Genomic DNA, 17,886 nt, shown 5'->3' on the forward strand with positions numbered 1-17,886 from the left:
GCAACGTCGGCTGCTTCGTGTCCCTGGGCGAGCACGGGAGGGAGGTCTCGCTGGCACGGGCGAGAGGCCGCGCGTGGACGAAGTATCGCGTCCTCTCACCGGGGGCCGCCGACATCGTTAGGCTGTGCCCCATGTCACCGATGCCAACCGTGAGCTACTCCATCACGATCCGACTCGAGTTCGCCGCCCGCTCCGCCGCAGTCAGCGACATCACCAGCCGCATCGAGCAGCGAGACGCGACGGTCACCGCCCTCGACGTCTCCGCCTCCGGGCCCGAGCGGATGCGCGCGGACATCACCGTGCTCACCGCCGGTCACGATCACGCGATGCAGGTCGTGGACGAGCTGCGCGGCCTCGAGGGCGTGGAGCTGGGCAAGGTTTCCGACCGCACCTTCCTCGCCCACCTCGGAGGCAAGCTCACTGTTCAGTCGAAGCTGCCGATCCGTCACCGCGACGACCTGTCGATGATCTACACCCCGGGCGTCGCCCGGGTGGTCAAGGCGATCGCGGAGAACCCCGAGGACGCCCGACGCCTGACCATCAAGCGCAACACCGTCGCCGTGGTCTCCGACGGGTCCGCCATCCTGGGGCTCGGTGATCTCGGCCCCCTCGCCGCGATGCCGGTGATGGAGGGCAAGGCGGCGCTGTTCAAGCGCTTCGCGGACATCGACGCCTTCCCCATCTGCCTGGACGCCCACTCGGTCGACGACATCGTCGCCCACGTCAAGGCGATCGCCCCGGTCTTCGCCGGGATCAACCTCGAGGACATCTCCGCGCCCCGCTGCTTCGAGATCGAGGATCGTCTGCGCGCCGAGCTCGACATCCCCGTCTTCCATGACGACCAGCACGGCACCGCGATCGTGGTGGTCGCCGCCCTGCGTAATGCGCTGCGCGTGGTGGACAAGAGCATCGAGACCGCTCGCATCGTGCTCTCCGGCGCTGGCGCGGCCGGCACCGCGATCCTGCGCCTGCTGCGCGCTGCCGGAGCACGCGACATCGTGGTCACCGATATCGACGGGATCGTCCACGAGGGCCGCCAGCAGCTCGAGGGTCGCCTGCCGTGGATCGCCGAGGTCACCAATCCGCGAGAGATCACGGGCTCCCTCTCCGATGCGGTCAAGGACGCGGACGTGTTCATCGGCGTCAGCGCCGGGAACATCCTCAGCGCCGAGGACGTCGCCACCATGGCCGAGCGCTCCGTGGTGTTCGCGATGGCGAACCCGACCCCCGAGATCGACCCTGCCGAGGCCGTCAAGCACGCCGAGGTGGTCGCGACCGGCCGCAGCGACTTCGCCAATCAGATCAACAACGTGCTCGCCTTCCCCGGCGTGTTCCGCGGCCTGCTGGATGCCCACGCCACCCGGGTCAGCGACCGCATGCTGCTGGCCGCCGCGAAGGCGCTCGCGGACGTGGTCACCTCCGAGGAGCTCAACCCCACCTACATCGTGCCCAGCGTCTTCCACGAGGGCGTCACGAAGGCGGTCGCGAGCGCCGTCGAGCAGGTGGCGCGCGAAGAGGCCGGCACCGTGGACACCATCACCGGCACGATGACCGCCGTCTACGCCGACGAGATCACCCTCGAGGGCTGACGGCGCGGCACGGCGCACACCCGCCCGCGCCGCGGCACCCCTCGCGCTGCGGCACCCGCCCCGTTCGCAGCATCGACAGCCTGCTGGCGATCCACTTTCATCGCGGAAGTGGGTCGCCAGCAGGCTGTTCCGTGCGGGAACGGATCCGTGGGGGAACGGATCCGTGCGGGGAAGGGGCCGCACAGTTCCGCTCGACCGGCACGATCCCGGGCGACCGGCGCGAGGCGCGGTTCCGGTCGACGGTGAGCGCTACTCCGCAGCGCTGTCGCGGCGCAGCATCCGCTCGCCGGCCCAGGCCGCCACCCCCAGCGCGATGCCGACCACGTCGAACAGCAGATCGAGCAGGTCTCCGCTGCGTTCGGCGAGCGCCACCAGCTGGACCAGCTCGATCAGCAGCGCATGCACGAGGGCGGCGATCACCACCCACCCGATCGGGAACCGTTTCCGCGGTGCGAGCACGCGCCCGGCGGCGAAGACGGTCGCCGCGAACACCAGCAGGTGCACCGCCTTGTCCTGGCCCGGCACGCCGAGGCCGGGCGTGCCCTCGGGCAGCGAGGGCAAGTAGAAGCCGATGTTCGCCGCCAGGGTGAGAGCCAGCAGGGCGAGCCGCCACGGCACGGAGCCGCCCACCCGTCGGATCTCCGAGGGGAGGCGGTGCAGGAACTCGACGACGGCGTCCATGCGCGCATTATTCCAGCCCCGGGCGATGTTCTTCGGGACGCGGGGCCGGGTGGATGGGCGTGCCGTGCGCGGCCCGGTAGGCTCGGAGGGTCACGACCACGATCCAGGGAGCAGTCATGTCCTCCACTTCCGATCCGTCCCGGATGGACCCCTACAGCGACGATCCGGGAGCCGGCCCCGGCAGCACCGCGGTGCTGGACCGTCAGCGCCAGGAGCAGGAGCAGAAGACCGACGACGGCGACCACGACCGGTTCGCCCACTACGTGCGCAAGGACAAGGTCACCCAGGCCGCGCTCGGCGGCACCCCGGTGATCGCGCTGTGCGGCAAGGTGTGGGTGCCCGGCCGCGATCCCGAGAAGTACCCGGTGTGCCCGGAGTGCAAGGAGATCTACGACGGCATGCGCGAGCCGAACGACGGCGACGGCGGCAAGGGCGGCTCCGGGAAGGGTGGCGGCTTCCGCGGCTTCTTCGGCGGGCGGCGCTGAGGCTGATCGGCCGCGTCGAGGAGCGGCCGACGGCGCGCGGCGATTTCCTCACATCGGCGGCGACGGCGGGTCGTCGGGGCGCGGCGGTACGGTGGAGCACGCCGTGAATACCACCCCTTCCCTGTTCTCAGCCAGCGATCCCCGCCAGCCCTCCGAGGCGGCCGCGCGATCGCTCCCCGTCGCCTACCCGGAGCGCGCAGCCTGGGGCACCGTCCCGAAGCTCCGCGCCTGGCAGGCAGAGGCCCTCGAGCTCTACCGCACCGCCGCGCCGAAGGACTTCCTGGCCGTCGCGACCCCGGGCGCGGGCAAGACCACCTTCGCCCTCCAGATCGCGGCGGGGCTGCTCTCCGAGGGCACCGTCCGCCGGATCACGGTGGTCGCGCCGACGGAGCATCTGAAGACCCAGTGGGCCGACGCCGCCGCGAGGGTGGGCATCTCCCTGGACCCCAACTTCTCCAACGCCCAGGGCGCCCACGGCTCCCACTACCAGGGCGTCGCGGTGACCTACGCCCAGATCGGCATGCACCCGGCGCTGCACCGCGCCCGCACCGAGGCCGATCGCACACTGGTGATCCTCGACGAGATCCACCACGCCGGCGACTCCCGCACCTGGGGCGACGGCGTGCGCGAAGCCTTCGACCCGGCCACGCGCAGGCTCGCGCTGACGGGCACCCCGTTCCGCTCCGACGACTCCCAGATCCCCTTCGTCACCTACGAGGAGGACGGCGAGGGCTTCCTGCGCTCCAAGGCGGACTACACCTACGGCTACGGCGATGCGCTGCGCGACCACGTGGTGCGCCCGGTGCTGTTCATGACGTACTCCGGCCGCATGCACTGGCGTACCAAGAGCGGTGACGAGGTCTCCGCGCAGCTCGGCGCGCTCGAGACCAAGGACATCACCCAGCAGGCCTGGCGCACCGCGCTGGATCCTAAGGGGGAGTGGATCCAGTCCGTGCTCTCCGCCGCGGACCGTCGGCTCACGGAGGTGCGCCGGCATGTCCCGGACGCCGGCGGTCTGGTGATCGCCACCGATCAGAAGGCAGCCCGCTCCTACGCCGCCACCCTCCAGGACCTCACCGGCGAGGCGCCCACCGTGGTCCTCTCCGATGACGCCGGCGCGGGCAAGCGGATCGAGGACTTCTCCGCCTCGGAGGACCGCTGGATGGTGGCGGTGCGCATGGTCTCCGAGGGCGTGGACGTGCCCCGTCTCGCCGTGGGCGTCTACGCCACCTCGACCTCCACGCCCATGTTCTTCGCCCAGGCGGTGGGCCGTTTCGTGCGCTCGCGGACCCGGGGCGAGACGGCGAGCGTCTTCCTGCCCACGGTCCCGATCCTCATGGGCCACGCCGCCGAGATGGAGGCCGAGCGTGATCACGTGCTGGACCGCCGCCCCAAGGGCGTGGACGAGGAGACCGGCCTCGACGAGAGCCTGATCGAGCAGGCCAACCGGCCCGAGCAGGCCTCCGACCAGCTCGAGATGTCCTTCGAGGCGCTCGAATCGGAGGCCTCCTTCGACCGAGTGCTGTTCGACGGCGGCGAGTACGGGGCCGGGGGCATGGTCGGCTCGGAGGACGAGCAGGAGTTCCTGGGCATCCCGGGACTGCTGGACGCCGATCAGATGCGCACCGTGCTCCAGCAGCAGCAGGCACAGCAGCAGGCGCGCCGTCAGCAGAACGGGAGCGCGGACTCACCGGTCACCCCGGGCGTGGTCGATCACCGTCAGCTGATGGACCTGCGCAAGGAGCTCAGCTCGCTGGTCTCAGCCTGGGCACGGAAGTCCGGCATCCCGCACGGCCAGGTGCACAACACTCTGCGCAGCCGCAGCGGCGGACCGGCCGTGGCGCAGGCCAGCGCCGAGCAGATCCAGGAGCGGATAGGGATCGTGCGCGGCTGGTTCGTCGGCCGTCGCTGACCCCGGTCGGCCCTGAGCGAGGGGTGCTCGGGTACTGGCGTCAGGGCTGTGCCCGGTCGGCCTTGAGTGCGAGCTGGTCGGGTGCTGGCGTCAGGGCGATGACTATGCCGATATCTCCGCAGTGGTCGGCTGTGCGCCTGCACCCGACCATCAGCACCCGACCATCAAAACCCGACCATCAGCCCGCGCGCTGTGCAGGCGCGGGCGCCTGAGGAGGCTCAGCTCAGCACGCGTGCGGCCTCGACGCCGTCGGTCACCGTGGGGATCGCGACCGGGCCGTCCGGCCCGTCGTCGGGGGTGAGGCTCAGCTCGGCGACCGAGGCGGCATGCCGCTCCCGCGCCGCCTCGACCGTAGCCGGTGCCCGCTGCGGCTCGACCGGTTCGCCGCCCAGGATCAGCGGCTTCTGCAGCGGCCTCAGGGACGTGCGCTTCCACTCCGGGTTCGCCGCACCGGAGGTCAGCTCCGTGATCAGCTCCCGCTCGAACTCGGCCACCTCCTCCTCTCCGGGCAGCACCAGCTCCGCATGGGCATGCTCGCCCACCAGCATCCGGTAGGCGGCCTTGCCCGCGCCGAGGGTGGCCTTGTCGTGGGACTTCTTGCCCACGGGGTGCATCTGCCCGTCGGCGCCCTCGCGCTCGACCAGCTTGTAGACGAAGCCGGGCGCAGGATGCCCGCCCCCGGTGACCAGGCGGGTGCCGATGCCGTAGCCGTCCAGCGGGGCATCCTTCAGCTCCTCGACCCGGTATTCGTCGAGATCGCCGGTCGCGGTGATGCGGGTGCCCGTCGCGCCGAGCGAGTCCAGCAGCTCACGCACCCGGACGGCCTGCGCGCCGAGGTCACCGGAGTCCAGGCGCACCGCACCCAGCTGCGGGCCGGCGAGCTCGACCGCGGTGCGCACGGCGCGGTCCACGTCGTAGGTGTCGACCAGCACGGTGGTGCCGGCGCCCTGCGCGGCCAGCTGGGCGCGGAACGCCTCCTCCTCCGTGTCGAACAGGAGCGTGAAGGCGTGCGCGGCGGTGCCGGCGACGGGGACCCGGTAGTGGGCTCCGGCGGCGAGGTTCGAAGTGGAGGCGAAGCCCACGATGCGGGCCGCGCGGGCCGCGGCGATGGCCGCGTCCTCATGGACCCGTCGGCCGCCCATCTCGATGCAGGGGCGACCCCGAGCGGCGGTGACCATGCGCGATCCGGCGGAGGCGACGCCGCTGTCATGGTTCAGGATCGACAGCACCACCGTCTCCAGCAGCACCGCGTTCTCGAAGGTGCCCTCGATGCGCAGCACGGGGGAGCCGGGGAAGTACAGCTCGCCCTCCTCGTAGCCGTGCACATCGCCGGTGAAGCGGTACTCGGCCAGGTGCTCGAGGGTCTCCTCCTTCAGCACGCCGGCGCGGCGCAGGTAGCGCAGGTCCGCGTCGTCGAAGCGGAAGTCGGCGATCGCGTCGAGGACGCGACCGGTGCCGGCGAGCGCGCCGTAGCGGCGGCCCTCGGGCAGGGAACGGGTGAACACCTCGAAGACGCAGCGGCGCGATGCGGTGCCGGCCTCGCGGGCGGCTTCGAGCATCGTCAGCTCGTAGAGGTCGGTGAGCAGGGCGGAAGTCACGGTGTCCACCGTAATGCGTGCCGGGTCGGTGGGTGGTCGGGCGCGCCCCGTAGACTCGTCTCCGCCGCATCACGAATCCAGCGATGCGGCAGGACACAGGAGGAACGTGCATGCCGGTGGAGCTGCCGCGGGCGGAGCCGGGAACGGGCTCCCGCACCGACCTCTCCCCAGACGTCGAGGTGACGGCCGAGACCGAGGGCCCCTGGTGCACCGTGGTCTGGAACGACCCGGTGAACCTCATGAGCTACGTCGTCTTCGTCTTCCGCCGCTATTTCGGCTACTCGCGCCTGGTGGCCGAGCAGCTGATGCTGCAGGTGCATGAGGAGGGGCGGGCGATCGTCTCGCGTGGCTCTCGTGAGCGGGCGGAGACGGATGTCCAGGCGATGCACTCCTTCGGATTGCAGGCGACGCTCGAGAGAGCAGGGGAGGACTGATGGCGCATGCGTTCCGACGCCGCCCCGACGGCAGCCTCGTGTGCCGGCTCGACGGCGAGGAGAAGGCGATCATCTCGCAGGTCGCCCAGGAGACCGCGGATCTGATCCGTGCCGATCTGGGGATCGATGCGGAGGGTGACGTGCTGCGTCGCGCCGCGCAGAGCGATGACCCGCTGCGCCGGCTCGAGGCGGAGTTCGCCGGTCGAGAGGCGCGCGAGCCCTCGGACTCGGCGGTCCGGCGGCTGTTCCCCGCCGCCTCGGAGGATCCGCTGCTCGCGGCGGAGTACCGGCGGCTGGGCCAGCAGGATCTGGCCGACGGCAAGCTCTCGGACCTCCGACGCGTGATGCGCACGCTGGACAGCACCGGGCAGGGGCACAGCGAGGTGGTGCTCGACGAGGAGGGCGCGATGTCGATGCTCCGCGCCCTCAACGACGTGCGGATCGTGCTCGCGGACCGGCTGGGCCTCGAGCGCGACGGCGACTTCGACACACTGCGGATGCTCCAGCAGATCGGCGAGAGGGTCGAGGACGCGGGTCCCTCCGGGGACGAGGAGCATGTGGGCTCCGACGTCGTGATCGCCGTCTACGAGCTGCTGTCCTGGCTCCAGGAGAGCCTGCTGCGCGCCCTGGACTGATGTGTGCGAACTGTGAAACGGCACGCAGTGAGCGTGCCGTCACGTCTCTCTGCGCCGTCCCCGATTAGCCTTGCACGGATGAACAACGCGCCGATCGGGATCTTCGACTCCGGGGTGGGCGGCCTGACGGTCGCCCGCGCCGTGCTCGATCAGCTTCCTCAGGAGGAGCTGATGTACATCGGCGACACCGCGCACGGCCCCTACGGCCCGCGCCCGATCGCCGAGGTGCGCTCCCTCGCGCTCGAGATCATGGACCGCCTCGTCGGCCATGGCGTGAAGATGCTGGTGATCGCCTGCAACACGGCGTCGGCGGCGGTGCTGCGCGATGCCCGCGAACGCTACGACGTGCCGGTGGTCGAGGTGATCCAGCCGGCCGTGCGCCGCGCGGTCGCCGCGACCCGCAACCGCCGGGTGGGGGTGATCGCCACCGAGGGCACCGTGAACTCCCGCGCCTACGAGGATGCCTTCGCCGCCGCGCCGAGCTTGTCGCTGACCACGCAGGCGTGCCCGCGTTTCGTCGAGTTCGTCGAGAGGGGCGTGGTCACCGGCCGGGACGTGGTCGAGGTGGCTGAGGAGTACCTCGCGCCGGTCAAGGCCGCGGGTGTGGACACGCTCGTGCTGGGTTGCACCCACTACCCGATGCTCGCCGGCCCCATCAGCTATGTGATGGGCCCGGATGTCACGCTGGTCTCCTCGGCCGAGGAGACGGCGCTGGACGTGTACCGGCAGCTGCGCGGCAGCGATCAGCTGCGCGAGAGCGGATTGGTGCCGCGCCACGTCTTCGCCCAGACCGCGGACGGTGCCGGCAGTGCGAACTTCGCCCGCCTCTCGCAGCGCTTCCTGGGCCCCACCCTCGAGATGACCGGGTCCCTGCCCGTGGTGCCGGCATGAGGGTCCACGTCATCGGCTGCAGCGGCAGCTTCGCCGGCCCCGAGGGCGCGGCCTCCAGCTACCTCATCGAGCACGAGGATGCGCAGGGCCGCACCTGGCGGGTGCTGATGGACCTGGGCTCCGGCGCCTTCGGGCCGCTGCAGAAGGTGATCGACCCGGCCGATCTGGACGCGGTGATCATCTCCCACCTCCACCCTGACCACTATCTCGACATCACCGGCCTCGAGGTGTTCTGGGCCTACCACTGGCGCGATGACCTCGGCCAGCTGCCCGTCCACGCCCCGGCCACGCTGCCGGAGCGGATCTCGGCGGTGCTGAACCGGGAGGGGACCGTGCCCGACGGCGTGGACTGCTCGCCCTTCGAGCACCACACCCTCAGCGACCACCACCGCTTCCGCATCGGCCCGTTCGAGATCGAGACCCGCGCGGTGCTGCACCCGGTCGAGGCCTATGGCTTCCGGATCACCGCCGACGGAGTCACCCTCGCCTACTCGGGCGACTCCGACACCTGCGAGGCGCTCGACGACCTCGCCCGCGGCGCGGATCTCTTCCTGTGCGAGGCCGGATACATCGAGGGACGCGATGACCGCTTCAGCGGCGTGCACCTGACGGGTCGCCGCGCGGGGGAGTGTGCCGAGCGGGCGGAGGTGCGCCATCTCGCGCTGACCCACATCCCGGCCTGGACCGATCCTGAGGTCCCGCTTACCGAGGCGCGCGCCGCCCACTCCGGGCGGATCACGATGGTGCGCCCGATGGATATCCTCGAGGTGTCCTGATCGACCTGCCGCCTGCCAGCGGCGGCAGGGGATCGGGTGACCACGCACCATCCTGACCCACCCGAGGAAGGAGCTCCGTGAGCTCTTCGACCCAGAACCCCGCCGGCGACCGCATCGACGGCCGCACCCCTGACCAGCTGCGCGAGGTGCGGATCACCCGTGGCTGGCTCGACCAGGCCGAGGGCAGCGCGCTGATCGAGTTCGGGCGCACCCGCGTGCTGTGCGCGGCGTCCTTCACCCCCGGCGTGCCGCGCTGGAAGAAGGGCTCGGGCTCCGGCTGGGTCACCGCCGAGTACGCGATGCTTCCCCGCTCCACCAACACCCGCTCCCCGCGCGAATCCGTCAAGGGCAAGATCGGCGGGCGCACCCATGAGATCTCCCGCCTGATCGGGCGTTCGCTGCGCGCGGTCATCGACCTCGACGCGCTCGGCGAGAACACCATCCAGCTGGACTGCGACGTGCTCCAGGCCGACGGCGGCACCCGCACCGCCGCGATCACCGGCGCGTACGTGGCGCTGGCCGATGCGATCTCCTGGGGCAGGCAGCACACCGATCTGCCGGCCGCGGCGAAGGTCCTCACCGACTCGGTCAGCGCGATCAGCGTCGGCATCGTGGGAGGCCGCCCGCTGCTGGACCTCGAGTACCGCGAGGACGTCGACGCCGAGACCGACATGAACGTGGTGGTCACCGGCTCCGGCTCCTTCGTCGAGGTGCAGGGCACCGCCGAGGGCGCCCCCTTCGACCGCGCAGAGCTGGGCTCCCTGCTGGACCTCGCGACCGCCGGCTGCGCCGAGCTCGCGCAGATCCAGCGGGACATCCTCGCCGAGCAGCGATGAGCGCCGGCTCCGCCGCCGTCCCGTCGGGGGCGAGGGTCATCCTCGCCTCGCACAACGCCAAGAAGCTCGCGGAGCTGCAGCGGATCCTCACCGCCGCGGTGCCGGGGCTCGGGGCCGAGCAGGTCATCTCCTCGGCCGGGATCTCGCTGCCGGACGTGGTCGAGGACGCGGTCACCTTCGAGGGCAACGCCCTGCTGAAGGCCCGCTCCGCCGCGGTGGCCACGGGCCTGCTCGCGGTCGCCGACGACTCCGGCCTCGCGGTCGATGTGCTCGGCGGCGCCCCCGGCATCTTCTCCGCCCGCTGGAGCGGGAGGCACGGCGACGACGAGGCGAACAACGACCTGTTGCTCGCCCAGCTCGGTGATGTCCCCGACGCCCACCGCACCGCGCGCTTCGTGTGCGCCGCCGCGCTGGTCGCGCCCGACGGCACCGAGACCGTCGAGCGCGGAGAGATGGTGGGCACCCTGCTGCGGGAGCGCCGCGGGGAGGGCGGCTTCGGCTATGACCCGCTGTTCCTGCCCGAGGGGGAGACCCGCTCGGCCGCGCAGCTGAGCCCTGCCCAGAAGGATGCGATCTCCCACCGAGGCACCGCGTTCCGGGCCATCGCCCCTCATGTCGCGCGGCTGCTGGGCTGAGAGACCGCCTCACCGGGAACCGAGAGACGGCCCCGTCCCGGAGGATCACCTCCGGGCCGGGGCCGTCTCCGTGCTCGGCCGCTCAGGCGGCGCCGACGTGGGCGAGGGCCCGACGGATCAGCAGATCCCGCCCACCGTCCATCTCCTCGAGCGGCGAGGACTCCGCCAGCAGCTCGTCGACCCCGTACCAGGCCAGCTCCAGGGCATCCTCCTGCGGGGCGGTCTCGCCGTCGATCGGGACCACGTAGGCCAGCGAGATCGCGTGCTGGCGCGGATCGTGGAACGGGGAGACGCCGGGGGTGGGGAAGTACTCGGCGACCGTGAACGGCACCGGGGAGACGGGGATCCGCGGCATCGCCATCGGCCCCAGGTCCTTGTCGATGTGGCGGGCGATCGCCTCACGGATCGTCTCGTGCACGAGCACCCGCCCGGAGACGATGGCGCGCACGATCCGCCCCGAGCCGGAGGCTCGCAGCAGCAGGCCCACCTCCTCGACGGAGCCGTCCACGTCGGTGCGCACGGGGACGATGTCCACGTACGGGATCGGCAGTCGGCGGCGCAGCTCGCTGACCTGCTCCGGCTCGAACCAGGAGCCTTCGGAGTCCACGGCGGTGCGGGAGCTCATCGGGTCTCACCTCCGGTGTCCTGGGCGGCGAGGGCCGCGGCGATCTCCGCGGGCGCCAGCTGTGACTTCTCGACGATGAATCGGGGGTTCTGGTCTCGGGAGATCACCTTGACCTCGTGGTCGACCTCCTCGCCCGCGATCATCCGCACCCGCCAGGTGGTGTCCTCGAGCTCGACCAGGGACAGGGTCGCGTTGGGGATCGAGGGCAGGGGATGCTCGATGATCCCGGAGAGGATGAAGCGGATCAGGGTGCCGTGCGCGACCACGAGCACCTTCTTGCCCGGGTACCGCTGCTCGAGCGCCTCGAGGGCGTCGTAGCCGCGATCGGCGACGGCCTGGTGATCCTCACGGCCGGGGAAGGAGCGTCCTGGATAGGCGGCCTGCATCTCCTCGACCGGGCGGCCCTCGGCTTCGCCCCAGTCGATCTCGACCAGCCGGGCATCGGTGCCGCCGAAGGGGATCGAATGGTCCTCGGCGATGATCCGGCCCGTCTGCTCGGCGCGGGAGAGCGGTGAGGTGATCACCACGTCCCAGTCCACCGCGGGCAGCTCGTCGAAGGCGGCGTGCGCCTGCGCGATGCCCGTCGCGTTCAGAGGGATGTCCGAGGAACCCTGGAACAGGTTCCGCAGGTTGTAGTCCGTCTGTCCATGGCGGACCAGCCCGAACAGGGTCATGTGGCCGTCTCCTCGTCACAGGGGGTGATGCGTGCGCGAGAAGGGACTCGAACCCTCACGCCCTCGGGCACTGGAACCTAAATCCAGCGCGTCTGCCAATTCCGCCACTCGCGCGCGGGCCCAGCCTAGCGGTCCCGGGGCAGTGCTCCGGTAGGCTCGGGTGGTCCTTCCGACCTCGTTCCCCAGGAGTATCCATGAGTGCCCTCGCAGGCAAGACCGCCGTCGTCACCGGTTCGTCCCGCGGAGTCGGTGCGGCCACCGCGAAGCTGCTCGCCGCGCAGGGCGCGAACGTCGTCATCAACTACCGCCAGAAGGCTCCCCGCGCCAACAAAGTGGTCGCGGAGATCGAGGCCGCAGGCGGCCGCGCCGTCGCCGTCGGCGCCGATCTCACCGATGCCGAGGGCGTGCGCACCCTGATGCAGACCGCGATCGACAGCTTCGGCTCCCTCGATCTACTGGTCCTGAACGCCTCGGGCGGCATGGAGGCCGATCTCGGCGAGGACTACGCGATGCGCCTGAACCGCGATGCGCAGAACGATGCGCTCACCGCGGGCCTCGAGCGCCTCTCCGAGGGCGGCCGGGTCGTGTTCGTGACCAGCCACCAGGCGCATTTCATCGACGAGGTCGAGACCATGCCCGAGTACGAGCAGGTCGCACGGTCGAAGCGGGCCGGCGAGACCGCGCTGACCGAGCGGATCGGCGAGATGAGCGACAAGGGCGTCTCCTTCGTGGTCGTCTCGGGCGACATGATCGAGGGGACCGTCACCGCGACCCTGCTCAACCGGGCACGCCCGGGCGCTCTCGAGGCCCGCCGCGAGGCCGCCGGCAAGCTCTACTCCGTCGAGGAGTTCGCCGCCGAGGTCGCGGCGATGGCCACGGCCGACGTCGAGACCGGGCACATCGAGCTGGTGGGCGGCGCCGAGGACTTCCTCGCACGCACCAGGGGCTGACGGCTCCCGCACGCCCCTGACCGCGATACGATCTGCACAGCAGACCCTGACGACCCCCGGAGGCAGTGGTGGCCAAGAAGAAGAGCCTGGATGAGATGCGCGATGAGGCATATCGCCGACAGGACAATCTCGCGTCCGACATCGATGAGCTGATCGACCGCGTGCATCCCAAGAACGCCGTGATGCGGTGGAAGAACGAGATCACCGGCTCGGTGAAGGCTTTTTCCGCGGCCGGTGACGGCAAGAACGCCTCGACGCTCCCGGCAGCGATCGCAGGCGGCGTCATCGGCGTGGTCCTCATCGGAGCGGGGATCGCTGCGGCGGTCGCCCTGTCCGGCGGCGAGGAGAAGGCGGCGAAGAAGTCTGCGGACGCCAAGGCCAAGGCTGCGAAGCAGAAGGCCAAGGCCCGCGCCGCGAAGGACTGACCCTTCGAGGAACTCGCCCCTGTTCACGCGCTTCGGCGCCGGTCACCTCGGTGATCGGCGCCGAACCCGTTCCCGGGGCAGAGGCGCGGGATGCTACGAGGGGCCGTCGTCTCAGACGTCGCCGTCGACGTAGTACCAGGCGCCGTCCTCGCGCACGAAGCGAGAGATCTCGTGCTGCTCCTGGCGGCCCTGCGCGCTCTTGGAGCTCGCCACGAACTCCACCGTGCCGGCGTCGTCGAAAGGGCCGCCCTGCTCGGTGGCGAGCACCTGCAGCCGCAGCCAGCGCACGTCGGAGGTGAGGGAGTCCTCGAGCTCCTCGCGCCCGGGCCGGGTGCTCGGGTGCCAGGAGTCCAGCAGGTGCTCGAGATCCCGCACCGCGAAGGCGGTGTAGCGCGAGCGCATCAGCGCCTGTGCGGTGGCGGCACGGCGCTCCCGGCGCAGCACCGGCGCGCAGCAGGCTCCGAAGATGTCCCCGCTCCCGCATGGGCAGCGCGAGGAATCGGGCAGGTCGGTCGCAGGCGTGCTCATCCCTCGAGTATCTCGCGCGCGCCGACGGGGAGATGACAGGATCGGCTCATGTCCCGTACCCCGTCCCGCCCCGGGCCCTCCGCAGAGCGCACCTCGCTGCCGCACGGCTATTCGATGCTCGAGGCGCCGCCGACCAGCGCGGAGTACGTGCGGATGCGCGAGGTGACCGGGCTCAGCCCGCGCACCCCGGCGCAGGCCGGGGGTGCGCTCGACGCGAGCTGGGCCTGGACCACGGTGCGCGATCCCGACGGTGCGCTCGCGGCGATGGGCCGGGTGATCGGCGATGGCACCTGGTACTTCCACCTCGCGGATATCGCCACCGATCCCGCGCATCAGCGCCAGGGCCTCGGACGCGCGGTGATGGAGGATCTCATCGCACGGATCGACGCAGCCGCCCCGCCCGAGCCGTACATCACGCTGCTGGCGGACCCGCCGGGCCAGAGCCTCTACCGCTCGCTGGGCTTCGTCGACTCCGCGCCGAGCCTCGGCATGCGCCTGCCCCGCTGACCTGGTCACATCGGCGCGGGGCCGGGCCGATGATGCCCCGCGCCCCGCATACGCTGAGGTGCATGAAGAGCTTCCACGTCGACGAGAACGATCCGCGCAGCCCCTGGGAGAAGCTGGTGGCGGGGGACTGGTACATCGCGGACGATCCCGAGATCCAGCGCGCTTTCCGCCACGCACTCGTGCAGACGGATCGCTTCAACACCGAGTACGCCGCCCACCCGGAGGCGGCGCAGCAGATCCTGCGAGAGCTGCTGGGCAGCGTCGGCGAGGGCGCGCACGTGCGCGCGCCGCTGCGGGTGGACTACGGCAGCCAGCTCCACATCGGGGAGGGCACCTTCATCAACTTCCACCTCACCGCCCTCGATGTCGCCGAGATCCGCATCGGGCGCCACTGCCAGCTGGGGCCGAACATCCAGCTGCTCACCCCGATCCACCCGCTCGAGCTCGAGCCGCGCCGTCAGGGATGGGAGGCGGCAGAGCCGATCACCATCGGCGATGACGTCTGGATCGGGGGAGGGGTGAGCGTGCTGCCCGGCGTGAGCATCGGCGATGGTGCGGTGATCGGGGCGGGCAGCGTGGTCACCAAGGATGTGCCCGCGCGAACTCTCGCCGTGGGGAATCCGGCGCGCGTGCTCCGCAACCTCTGAGCGAAAGGCCCCGTCGGCACGCAACCCGGCCGGACACGGGGTGGGAGTTGGTCAGCGGCGCGACCAGCCCGGCGTGGACGGGCCCACGGTGGGCCGCCACCCGGTCTCGGACATGAACCGCACCGAGGAGACGCGCAGCGAGCGCCGCTGCACGTCCAGCCGGGTGCCGACGATCGCCTGGGTGATCTCGGGGTAGAACTTCGCCGGGTTCTCGACACCGGCCTCCATCGCCAGATCCTTCGCCCAGCGCTTCTTGGTGATCGGCTCGCCGCCCACGTTGTAGAAGCCGCTGCTCGCGCGCAGCGCGGCCACGAAGGCGCGGCCGGCATCGGAGTGGTGCAGCAGGGTGATGTACTGATCGGGCTTGCCCAGCAGGATCGGATCGCCTGCCTTGGTGGCCTTGAGCGCATGGGTGGTGTGCTGATCGCGCCCGAACAGCTGGCCAAGGCGCAGGATCACGGCGCTGCGGCCCGAGGTCGCGAAGTCCACCGCCGCCCGCATCTCCTTCACGCGCGGCCGGAAGGCCTGGTTGCGCACGTTCAGCGGCTGGTCCTCACCGATCCAGTCCGTGCCGTTGTCCGGGTACAGGTAGATCGTGGATTCCTGGATCAGCCGCCGCACACCGGCCTCGGCGGCGGCCTTCGCGATCGCGACCGACGCCTCGAGGTGGAGCTTGTCATCCTCGCGCCAGGCGAGGGGCCTCAGCCCGGACATGCCGACGGGCACGTGGGCGAGCGTGTTGATGGCGACGTCGTGGCCGCGGAAGGCGCGCGCGAGATCGGAGGGGTCGAACACGTCGGCGACGATCGCACTGCCGCCCCGGCCCTCGATGATGGGGACACCGGAGTCCCGACGGGTGATGCCGGTGACCTCGTGCCCGGCGGCGACCAGCGCCTCCACGGCTTCCTGGCCGAGCACACCGGTGGCACCGGTGACCGCGATCCTCACGCTGACCTCCTCCGACGAGCGACCTGGCGGGCCCTCGCGCGCCGACATTCCTGGGAGAATCGAGTCTAGAGGATCACAGCAGGTCCTCGCGCCGCGAACGGCCTGCCGGACTCGCAGGGCGGCTCCACGGGGCCCGCTGCGGGCGGTGCTGTTCGCTCCCTCACACCGAGGTCTCTCGAGTTGGACGAGAGGCGACATGGGGGTAAAGTTCTTTCCTGTTGGCGCCATTAGCTCAGTTGGTTAGAGCAGCTGACTCTTAATCAGCGGGTCCGGGGTTCGAATCCCTGATGGCGCACCCGAGGAAGAAGCCCCACCGGTCACCCGGTGGGGCTTCTTCGTGTCTCGGAACAGTCCGAGACCGTCGAAGAGGTCCCCCACGGACACGTCGAAGTACTCGGCGACCAGCTCGACCTCATTCGCCTTCCACGGCGCCTCGCCCTTGACCTTGGCGAACACAGTGGCGCGACTCGCCCCGATGATCGGAGCGAGCTCCGCGTTCTTGACCCCTCGGCCGGCAGCTAGGGCTCGAACGGCAGCGGCGATCCGCTGGTCGGCGGTTGCGGCCTGGGACTCTTCACGGTTCGAAAGTTCGCTCATGAGTCCAAGGGTACCGCCGATGCCGAGTCGTGCCTAGACATCTTGATGCAAGACTGTTGTGGAGTCTAAATATCTGGACTAGAGTCTGGCGGCATGAGAAGTCAGGCGCCGTACGCAGACCTTCTCCTCCGGCTGTCTGGGCACGGAGGGCTCTGGGACTGGGCCATGGAGCAGCGACGCTCGGTACGTCCTCCCAACTGGGCCGAGCTGGCCGAGAGGCTCGCTACTGAGACCGAAGGAGCAGTCGTCGTCAAAGGCGACATGCTGAGGAAGTGGCTCCTCGCCGCGGAGGACGCGCGTGTCGATTCGCAGCGAAGCGCGATATCCGAGGGGGCTCATCGATGAGCGCCAAAGACGGCGGGCAGGCTGCCGAGTTCCGCCGTGTCATGGAAGCCCTGGCCTCCGACCCCGACGCGTGGAGCGGCGCCGCCGGCGACGCCTTCGTCTCCCTGATGTCTCGGGTGCTCACTCGCATGACTTCTAGTAGGGGCCGAAGCTCATTTGATGGCAACTCGTCGGTGGAGCCTGCCGATGCGGTTTCGGAAGCGGTGCTCGTGGTCTCGGGTTCTGGGCGGCTGTCGATGGCGCAGAACGTGCACAGAATCCTGGAGATGGAGCGGCCGCTTGGCTACGTAGTCGGCGCAGTGGCCAAAAATCTCTCCCGCACCGAACTCGCGAGCGAGATGGGCACCGACTCGCGCCAGGTCTCCGCCGGCACCCCACGCATCCTCCACTTCTACGAGCTGGAGAGCTCGATGGAGTCGGATCCTCTGGATCGACTCTCTGCGGAGCCCGCATGGGTACGTGGGCAGGGCCAGGCGTCGAGGGAGGCCCGCGCCGCCGTTGACTCATTCGTTGCAATCCTTGCGCAGCGATTCAAGGTGCGTCCAGAGCTTTCGAGGCGTGCGCTCGAGATAGCGGGGACGTCGGCCGTCGATGGCGATATGGGCGTGGGATTGACCCCCGCGACGGCGCGGCGGCGAGCGGGTCGGTTCATGAAGGAGCTGCCGGCGCTGCGCGGCTCGTTCGATCGAGCCCAGGCCCAGGCGTTCGCGTGGCTGCTGTTCGGTACGGAGCGGCACCCGGAGTGGTCGTTGCTGGCGGAGTGCGCTCGGGCGGTGCGCGATGGGGACGCGGTGAAGGTTTCTCCGTGGCATGCCAGGAACGCGCGCACGGTGGCGGCGCGGCCTGGTCAGGTCCGGCGCGAGGCTAGCCGTCAGCCCGCCCTGTTCCCGGCTCCCGTAGTGACGACGCGGCCTAGTCGTATGACGGCATAGACGAACGGAGCGCCGACCCGTGGGTCGGCGCTCCGGAAAAGCGGAGTCGGAACTTCAAGGTTTGGCGGCCTGTTCCGAGTCCTGAACCCCATCAACCAAGTAGATCGACAGGAGGTACGTGCCCCATGTTACTTCGGACGGTGACAGCGGATCAAGGATCCCTGTGGGCGCTGGGCCTGCTCATCGCGGGCCGGTCGCGCGTTCGTATAGGGCGCTGGGACGGCCGTAGGGGCAAG

Annotated in this window: 20 protein-coding genes, 2 tRNA genes and 1 pseudogene; 15 read left to right on the plus strand and 8 right to left on the minus strand. The window is 70.5% G+C overall.

From position 1 onward, the window contains the following. Positions 1 to 131 precede the first annotated feature (131 nt). Positions 132 to 1,589: an NAD-dependent malic enzyme gene (locus BN4251_RS02545; protein WP_087483590.1), complete on the plus strand. Its 1,458-nt coding sequence runs from the start codon at positions 132 to 134 to the stop codon at positions 1,587 to 1,589. Positions 1,590 to 1,838: 249 nt separating this feature from the next. On the opposite strand, the gene BN4251_RS02550 is transcribed toward BN4251_RS02545, so the two are convergent. Then, complete coding sequence (locus BN4251_RS02550) at positions 1,839 to 2,270, minus strand: VanZ family protein (protein WP_087483591.1); 432 nt, start codon at positions 2,268 to 2,270, stop codon at positions 1,839 to 1,841. Positions 2,271 to 2,386: 116 nt separating this feature from the next. Between BN4251_RS02550 and BN4251_RS02555 the strand changes: the two genes are divergently transcribed. Then, on the plus strand, positions 2,387 to 2,755 hold the full coding sequence (locus BN4251_RS02555; protein ID WP_087483592.1) for a DUF3039 domain-containing protein: 369 nt from the start codon (positions 2,387 to 2,389) through the stop codon (positions 2,753 to 2,755). 103 nt (positions 2,756 to 2,858) lie between these two features. Further along, complete coding sequence (locus tag BN4251_RS02560) at positions 2,859 to 4,667, plus strand: DEAD/DEAH box helicase (protein ID WP_245810162.1); 1,809 nt, start codon at positions 2,859 to 2,861, stop codon at positions 4,665 to 4,667. Between the two features lie 218 nt (positions 4,668 to 4,885). Here the strand turns inward: BN4251_RS02560 and BN4251_RS02565 are convergent, their stop codons facing one another. Further along, positions 4,886 to 6,265 (minus strand): nicotinate phosphoribosyltransferase, encoded by a 1,380-nt coding sequence (locus BN4251_RS02565; protein WP_170931789.1) that lies wholly within the window; start codon positions 6,263 to 6,265, stop codon positions 4,886 to 4,888. Positions 6,266 to 6,375: 110 nt separating this feature from the next. Between BN4251_RS02565 and clpS the strand changes: the two genes are divergently transcribed. The 6 genes from clpS (at position 6,376) to rdgB (ending at position 10,472) form a co-directional block, all read left to right on the plus strand. Continuing rightward, positions 6,376 to 6,699 carry an ATP-dependent Clp protease adapter ClpS gene (gene clpS / locus BN4251_RS02570; RefSeq protein ID WP_087483595.1) on the plus strand — a complete coding sequence of 108 codons (324 nt, stop codon included), beginning with the start codon at positions 6,376 to 6,378 and terminating at the stop codon, positions 6,697 to 6,699. Next, entirely contained in the window at positions 6,699 to 7,334 is a 636-nt protein-coding gene (locus BN4251_RS02575) for a DUF2017 domain-containing protein (RefSeq protein WP_087483596.1), read from the plus strand. The genes clpS and BN4251_RS02575 overlap by 1 nt, the downstream gene beginning before the upstream one ends. A gap of 78 nt (positions 7,335 to 7,412) precedes the next feature. Further along, a complete protein-coding gene (gene murI, locus BN4251_RS02580; RefSeq protein ID WP_087483597.1) occupies positions 7,413 to 8,225 on the plus strand; it encodes a glutamate racemase in 813 nt (270 codons plus the stop codon). Then, positions 8,222 to 9,001, plus strand: coding sequence for an MBL fold metallo-hydrolase (locus BN4251_RS02585; protein WP_087483598.1), 780 nt, complete (start codon positions 8,222 to 8,224; stop codon positions 8,999 to 9,001). The genes murI and BN4251_RS02585 overlap by 4 nt, the downstream gene beginning before the upstream one ends. 77 nt (positions 9,002 to 9,078) lie before the next feature. Beyond that, positions 9,079 to 9,837: a ribonuclease PH gene (gene rph / locus BN4251_RS02590; RefSeq protein ID WP_087483599.1), complete on the plus strand. Its 759-nt coding sequence runs from the start codon at positions 9,079 to 9,081 to the stop codon at positions 9,835 to 9,837. After that, entirely contained in the window at positions 9,834 to 10,472 is a 639-nt protein-coding gene (gene rdgB / locus BN4251_RS02595) for an RdgB/HAM1 family non-canonical purine NTP pyrophosphatase (protein WP_087483600.1), read from the plus strand. The genes rph and rdgB overlap by 4 nt, the downstream gene beginning before the upstream one ends. An 82-nt stretch (positions 10,473 to 10,554) precedes the next feature. On the opposite strand, the gene BN4251_RS02600 is transcribed toward rdgB, so the two are convergent. The 3 genes from BN4251_RS02600 to BN4251_RS02610 form a co-directional block, all read right to left on the minus strand. Continuing rightward, on the minus strand, positions 10,555 to 11,097 hold the full coding sequence (locus BN4251_RS02600) for an NUDIX hydrolase family protein (RefSeq protein ID WP_087483601.1): 543 nt from the start codon (positions 11,095 to 11,097) through the stop codon (positions 10,555 to 10,557). After that, the gene (locus BN4251_RS02605; RefSeq protein ID WP_087483602.1) at positions 11,094 to 11,771 is read right to left on the minus strand and encodes a histidine phosphatase family protein; all 678 of its coding nucleotides are present in this window, start codon (positions 11,769 to 11,771) and stop codon (positions 11,094 to 11,096) included. The genes BN4251_RS02600 and BN4251_RS02605 overlap by 4 nt, the downstream gene beginning before the upstream one ends. Positions 11,772 to 11,803: 32 nt before the next feature. Beyond that, a tRNA-Leu gene (locus BN4251_RS02610) sits at positions 11,804 to 11,885 on the minus strand. A gap of 80 nt (positions 11,886 to 11,965) precedes the next feature. Between BN4251_RS02610 and BN4251_RS02615 the strand changes: the two genes are divergently transcribed. Both BN4251_RS02615 and BN4251_RS02620 read left to right on the plus strand, forming a co-directional pair. Beyond that, positions 11,966 to 12,721, plus strand: a complete 756-nt coding sequence (locus tag BN4251_RS02615) for an SDR family oxidoreductase (protein ID WP_087483603.1) — start codon at positions 11,966 to 11,968, stop codon at positions 12,719 to 12,721. Positions 12,722 to 12,789: 68 nt separating this feature from the next. Beyond that, positions 12,790 to 13,146, plus strand: a complete 357-nt coding sequence (locus tag BN4251_RS02620) for a hypothetical protein (RefSeq protein WP_245810163.1) — start codon at positions 12,790 to 12,792, stop codon at positions 13,144 to 13,146. A 111-nt stretch (positions 13,147 to 13,257) separates the two neighbouring features. Here the strand turns inward: BN4251_RS02620 and BN4251_RS02625 are convergent, their stop codons facing one another. Next, positions 13,258 to 13,674, minus strand: a complete 417-nt coding sequence (locus BN4251_RS02625) for a YchJ family protein (protein WP_087483604.1) — start codon at positions 13,672 to 13,674, stop codon at positions 13,258 to 13,260. A gap of 48 nt (positions 13,675 to 13,722) precedes the next feature. On the opposite strand from BN4251_RS02625, the gene BN4251_RS02630 reads away from it, so the two are divergent. Next, positions 13,723 to 14,181, plus strand: coding sequence for a GNAT family N-acetyltransferase (locus BN4251_RS02630; RefSeq protein WP_087483605.1), 459 nt, complete (start codon positions 13,723 to 13,725; stop codon positions 14,179 to 14,181). Between the two features lie 62 nt (positions 14,182 to 14,243). Beyond that, on the plus strand, positions 14,244 to 14,828 hold the full coding sequence (locus BN4251_RS02635) for a sugar O-acetyltransferase (protein WP_087483606.1): 585 nt from the start codon (positions 14,244 to 14,246) through the stop codon (positions 14,826 to 14,828). Positions 14,829 to 14,879: 51 nt separating this feature from the next. Here the strand turns inward: BN4251_RS02635 and BN4251_RS02640 are convergent, their stop codons facing one another. Further along, complete coding sequence (locus BN4251_RS02640) at positions 14,880 to 15,776, minus strand: NAD-dependent epimerase/dehydratase family protein (protein WP_087483607.1); 897 nt, start codon at positions 15,774 to 15,776, stop codon at positions 14,880 to 14,882. A 221-nt stretch (positions 15,777 to 15,997) separates the two neighbouring features. Between BN4251_RS02640 and BN4251_RS02645 the strand changes: the two genes are divergently transcribed. Beyond that, positions 15,998 to 16,071: transfer RNA gene (locus BN4251_RS02645), tRNA-Lys, on the plus strand. A gap of 77 nt (positions 16,072 to 16,148) precedes the next feature. On the opposite strand, the pseudogene BN4251_RS18960 reads toward BN4251_RS02645, so the two are convergent. Beyond that, positions 16,149 to 16,373 (minus strand): annotated as a pseudogene (locus BN4251_RS18960) (helix-turn-helix domain-containing protein); the annotation flags it as partial. 341 nt (positions 16,374 to 16,714) lie between these two features. Between BN4251_RS18960 and BN4251_RS02655 the strand changes: the two are divergent. Beyond that, positions 16,715 to 17,650: a hypothetical protein gene (locus BN4251_RS02655; protein WP_087483608.1), complete on the plus strand. Its 936-nt coding sequence runs from the start codon at positions 16,715 to 16,717 to the stop codon at positions 17,648 to 17,650. Positions 17,651 to 17,886: the final 236 nt, after the last annotated feature.

The sequence above is a fragment of the Brachybacterium massiliense genome (assembly GCF_900184245.1).
Classification (GTDB): domain Bacteria; phylum Actinomycetota; class Actinomycetes; order Actinomycetales; family Dermabacteraceae; genus Brachybacterium; species Brachybacterium massiliense.

What these genes read in the sequence shown, in the direction of transcription:
- BN4251_RS02545 (WP_087483590.1), top strand. Translation starts at nt 132, where the DNA reads ATGTCACCGATGCCAACCGTGAGCTACTCCATCACGATCCGACTCGAG.
- BN4251_RS02550 (WP_087483591.1), bottom strand. Translation starts at nt 2,270, where the DNA reads ATGGACGCCGTCGTCGAGTTCCTGCACCGCCTCCCCTCGGAGATCCGA.
- BN4251_RS02555 (WP_087483592.1), top strand. Translation starts at nt 2,387, where the DNA reads ATGTCCTCCACTTCCGATCCGTCCCGGATGGACCCCTACAGCGACGAT.
- clpS (WP_087483595.1), top strand. Translation starts at nt 6,376, where the DNA reads ATGCCGGTGGAGCTGCCGCGGGCGGAGCCGGGAACGGGCTCCCGCACC.
- BN4251_RS02575 (WP_087483596.1), top strand. Translation starts at nt 6,699, where the DNA reads ATGGCGCATGCGTTCCGACGCCGCCCCGACGGCAGCCTCGTGTGCCGG.
- murI (WP_087483597.1), top strand. Translation starts at nt 7,413, where the DNA reads ATGAACAACGCGCCGATCGGGATCTTCGACTCCGGGGTGGGCGGCCTG.
- BN4251_RS02585 (WP_087483598.1), top strand. Translation starts at nt 8,222, where the DNA reads ATGAGGGTCCACGTCATCGGCTGCAGCGGCAGCTTCGCCGGCCCCGAG.
- rdgB (WP_087483600.1), top strand. Translation starts at nt 9,834, where the DNA reads ATGAGCGCCGGCTCCGCCGCCGTCCCGTCGGGGGCGAGGGTCATCCTC.
- BN4251_RS02600 (WP_087483601.1), bottom strand. Translation starts at nt 11,097, where the DNA reads ATGAGCTCCCGCACCGCCGTGGACTCCGAAGGCTCCTGGTTCGAGCCG.
- BN4251_RS02605 (WP_087483602.1), bottom strand. Translation starts at nt 11,771, where the DNA reads ATGACCCTGTTCGGGCTGGTCCGCCATGGACAGACGGACTACAACCTG.
- BN4251_RS02615 (WP_087483603.1), top strand. Translation starts at nt 11,966, where the DNA reads ATGAGTGCCCTCGCAGGCAAGACCGCCGTCGTCACCGGTTCGTCCCGC.
- BN4251_RS02625 (WP_087483604.1), bottom strand. Translation starts at nt 13,674, where the DNA reads ATGAGCACGCCTGCGACCGACCTGCCCGATTCCTCGCGCTGCCCATGC.
- BN4251_RS02630 (WP_087483605.1), top strand. Translation starts at nt 13,723, where the DNA reads ATGTCCCGTACCCCGTCCCGCCCCGGGCCCTCCGCAGAGCGCACCTCG.
- BN4251_RS02635 (WP_087483606.1), top strand. Translation starts at nt 14,244, where the DNA reads ATGAAGAGCTTCCACGTCGACGAGAACGATCCGCGCAGCCCCTGGGAG.
- BN4251_RS02655 (WP_087483608.1), top strand. Translation starts at nt 16,715, where the DNA reads ATGAGCGCCAAAGACGGCGGGCAGGCTGCCGAGTTCCGCCGTGTCATG.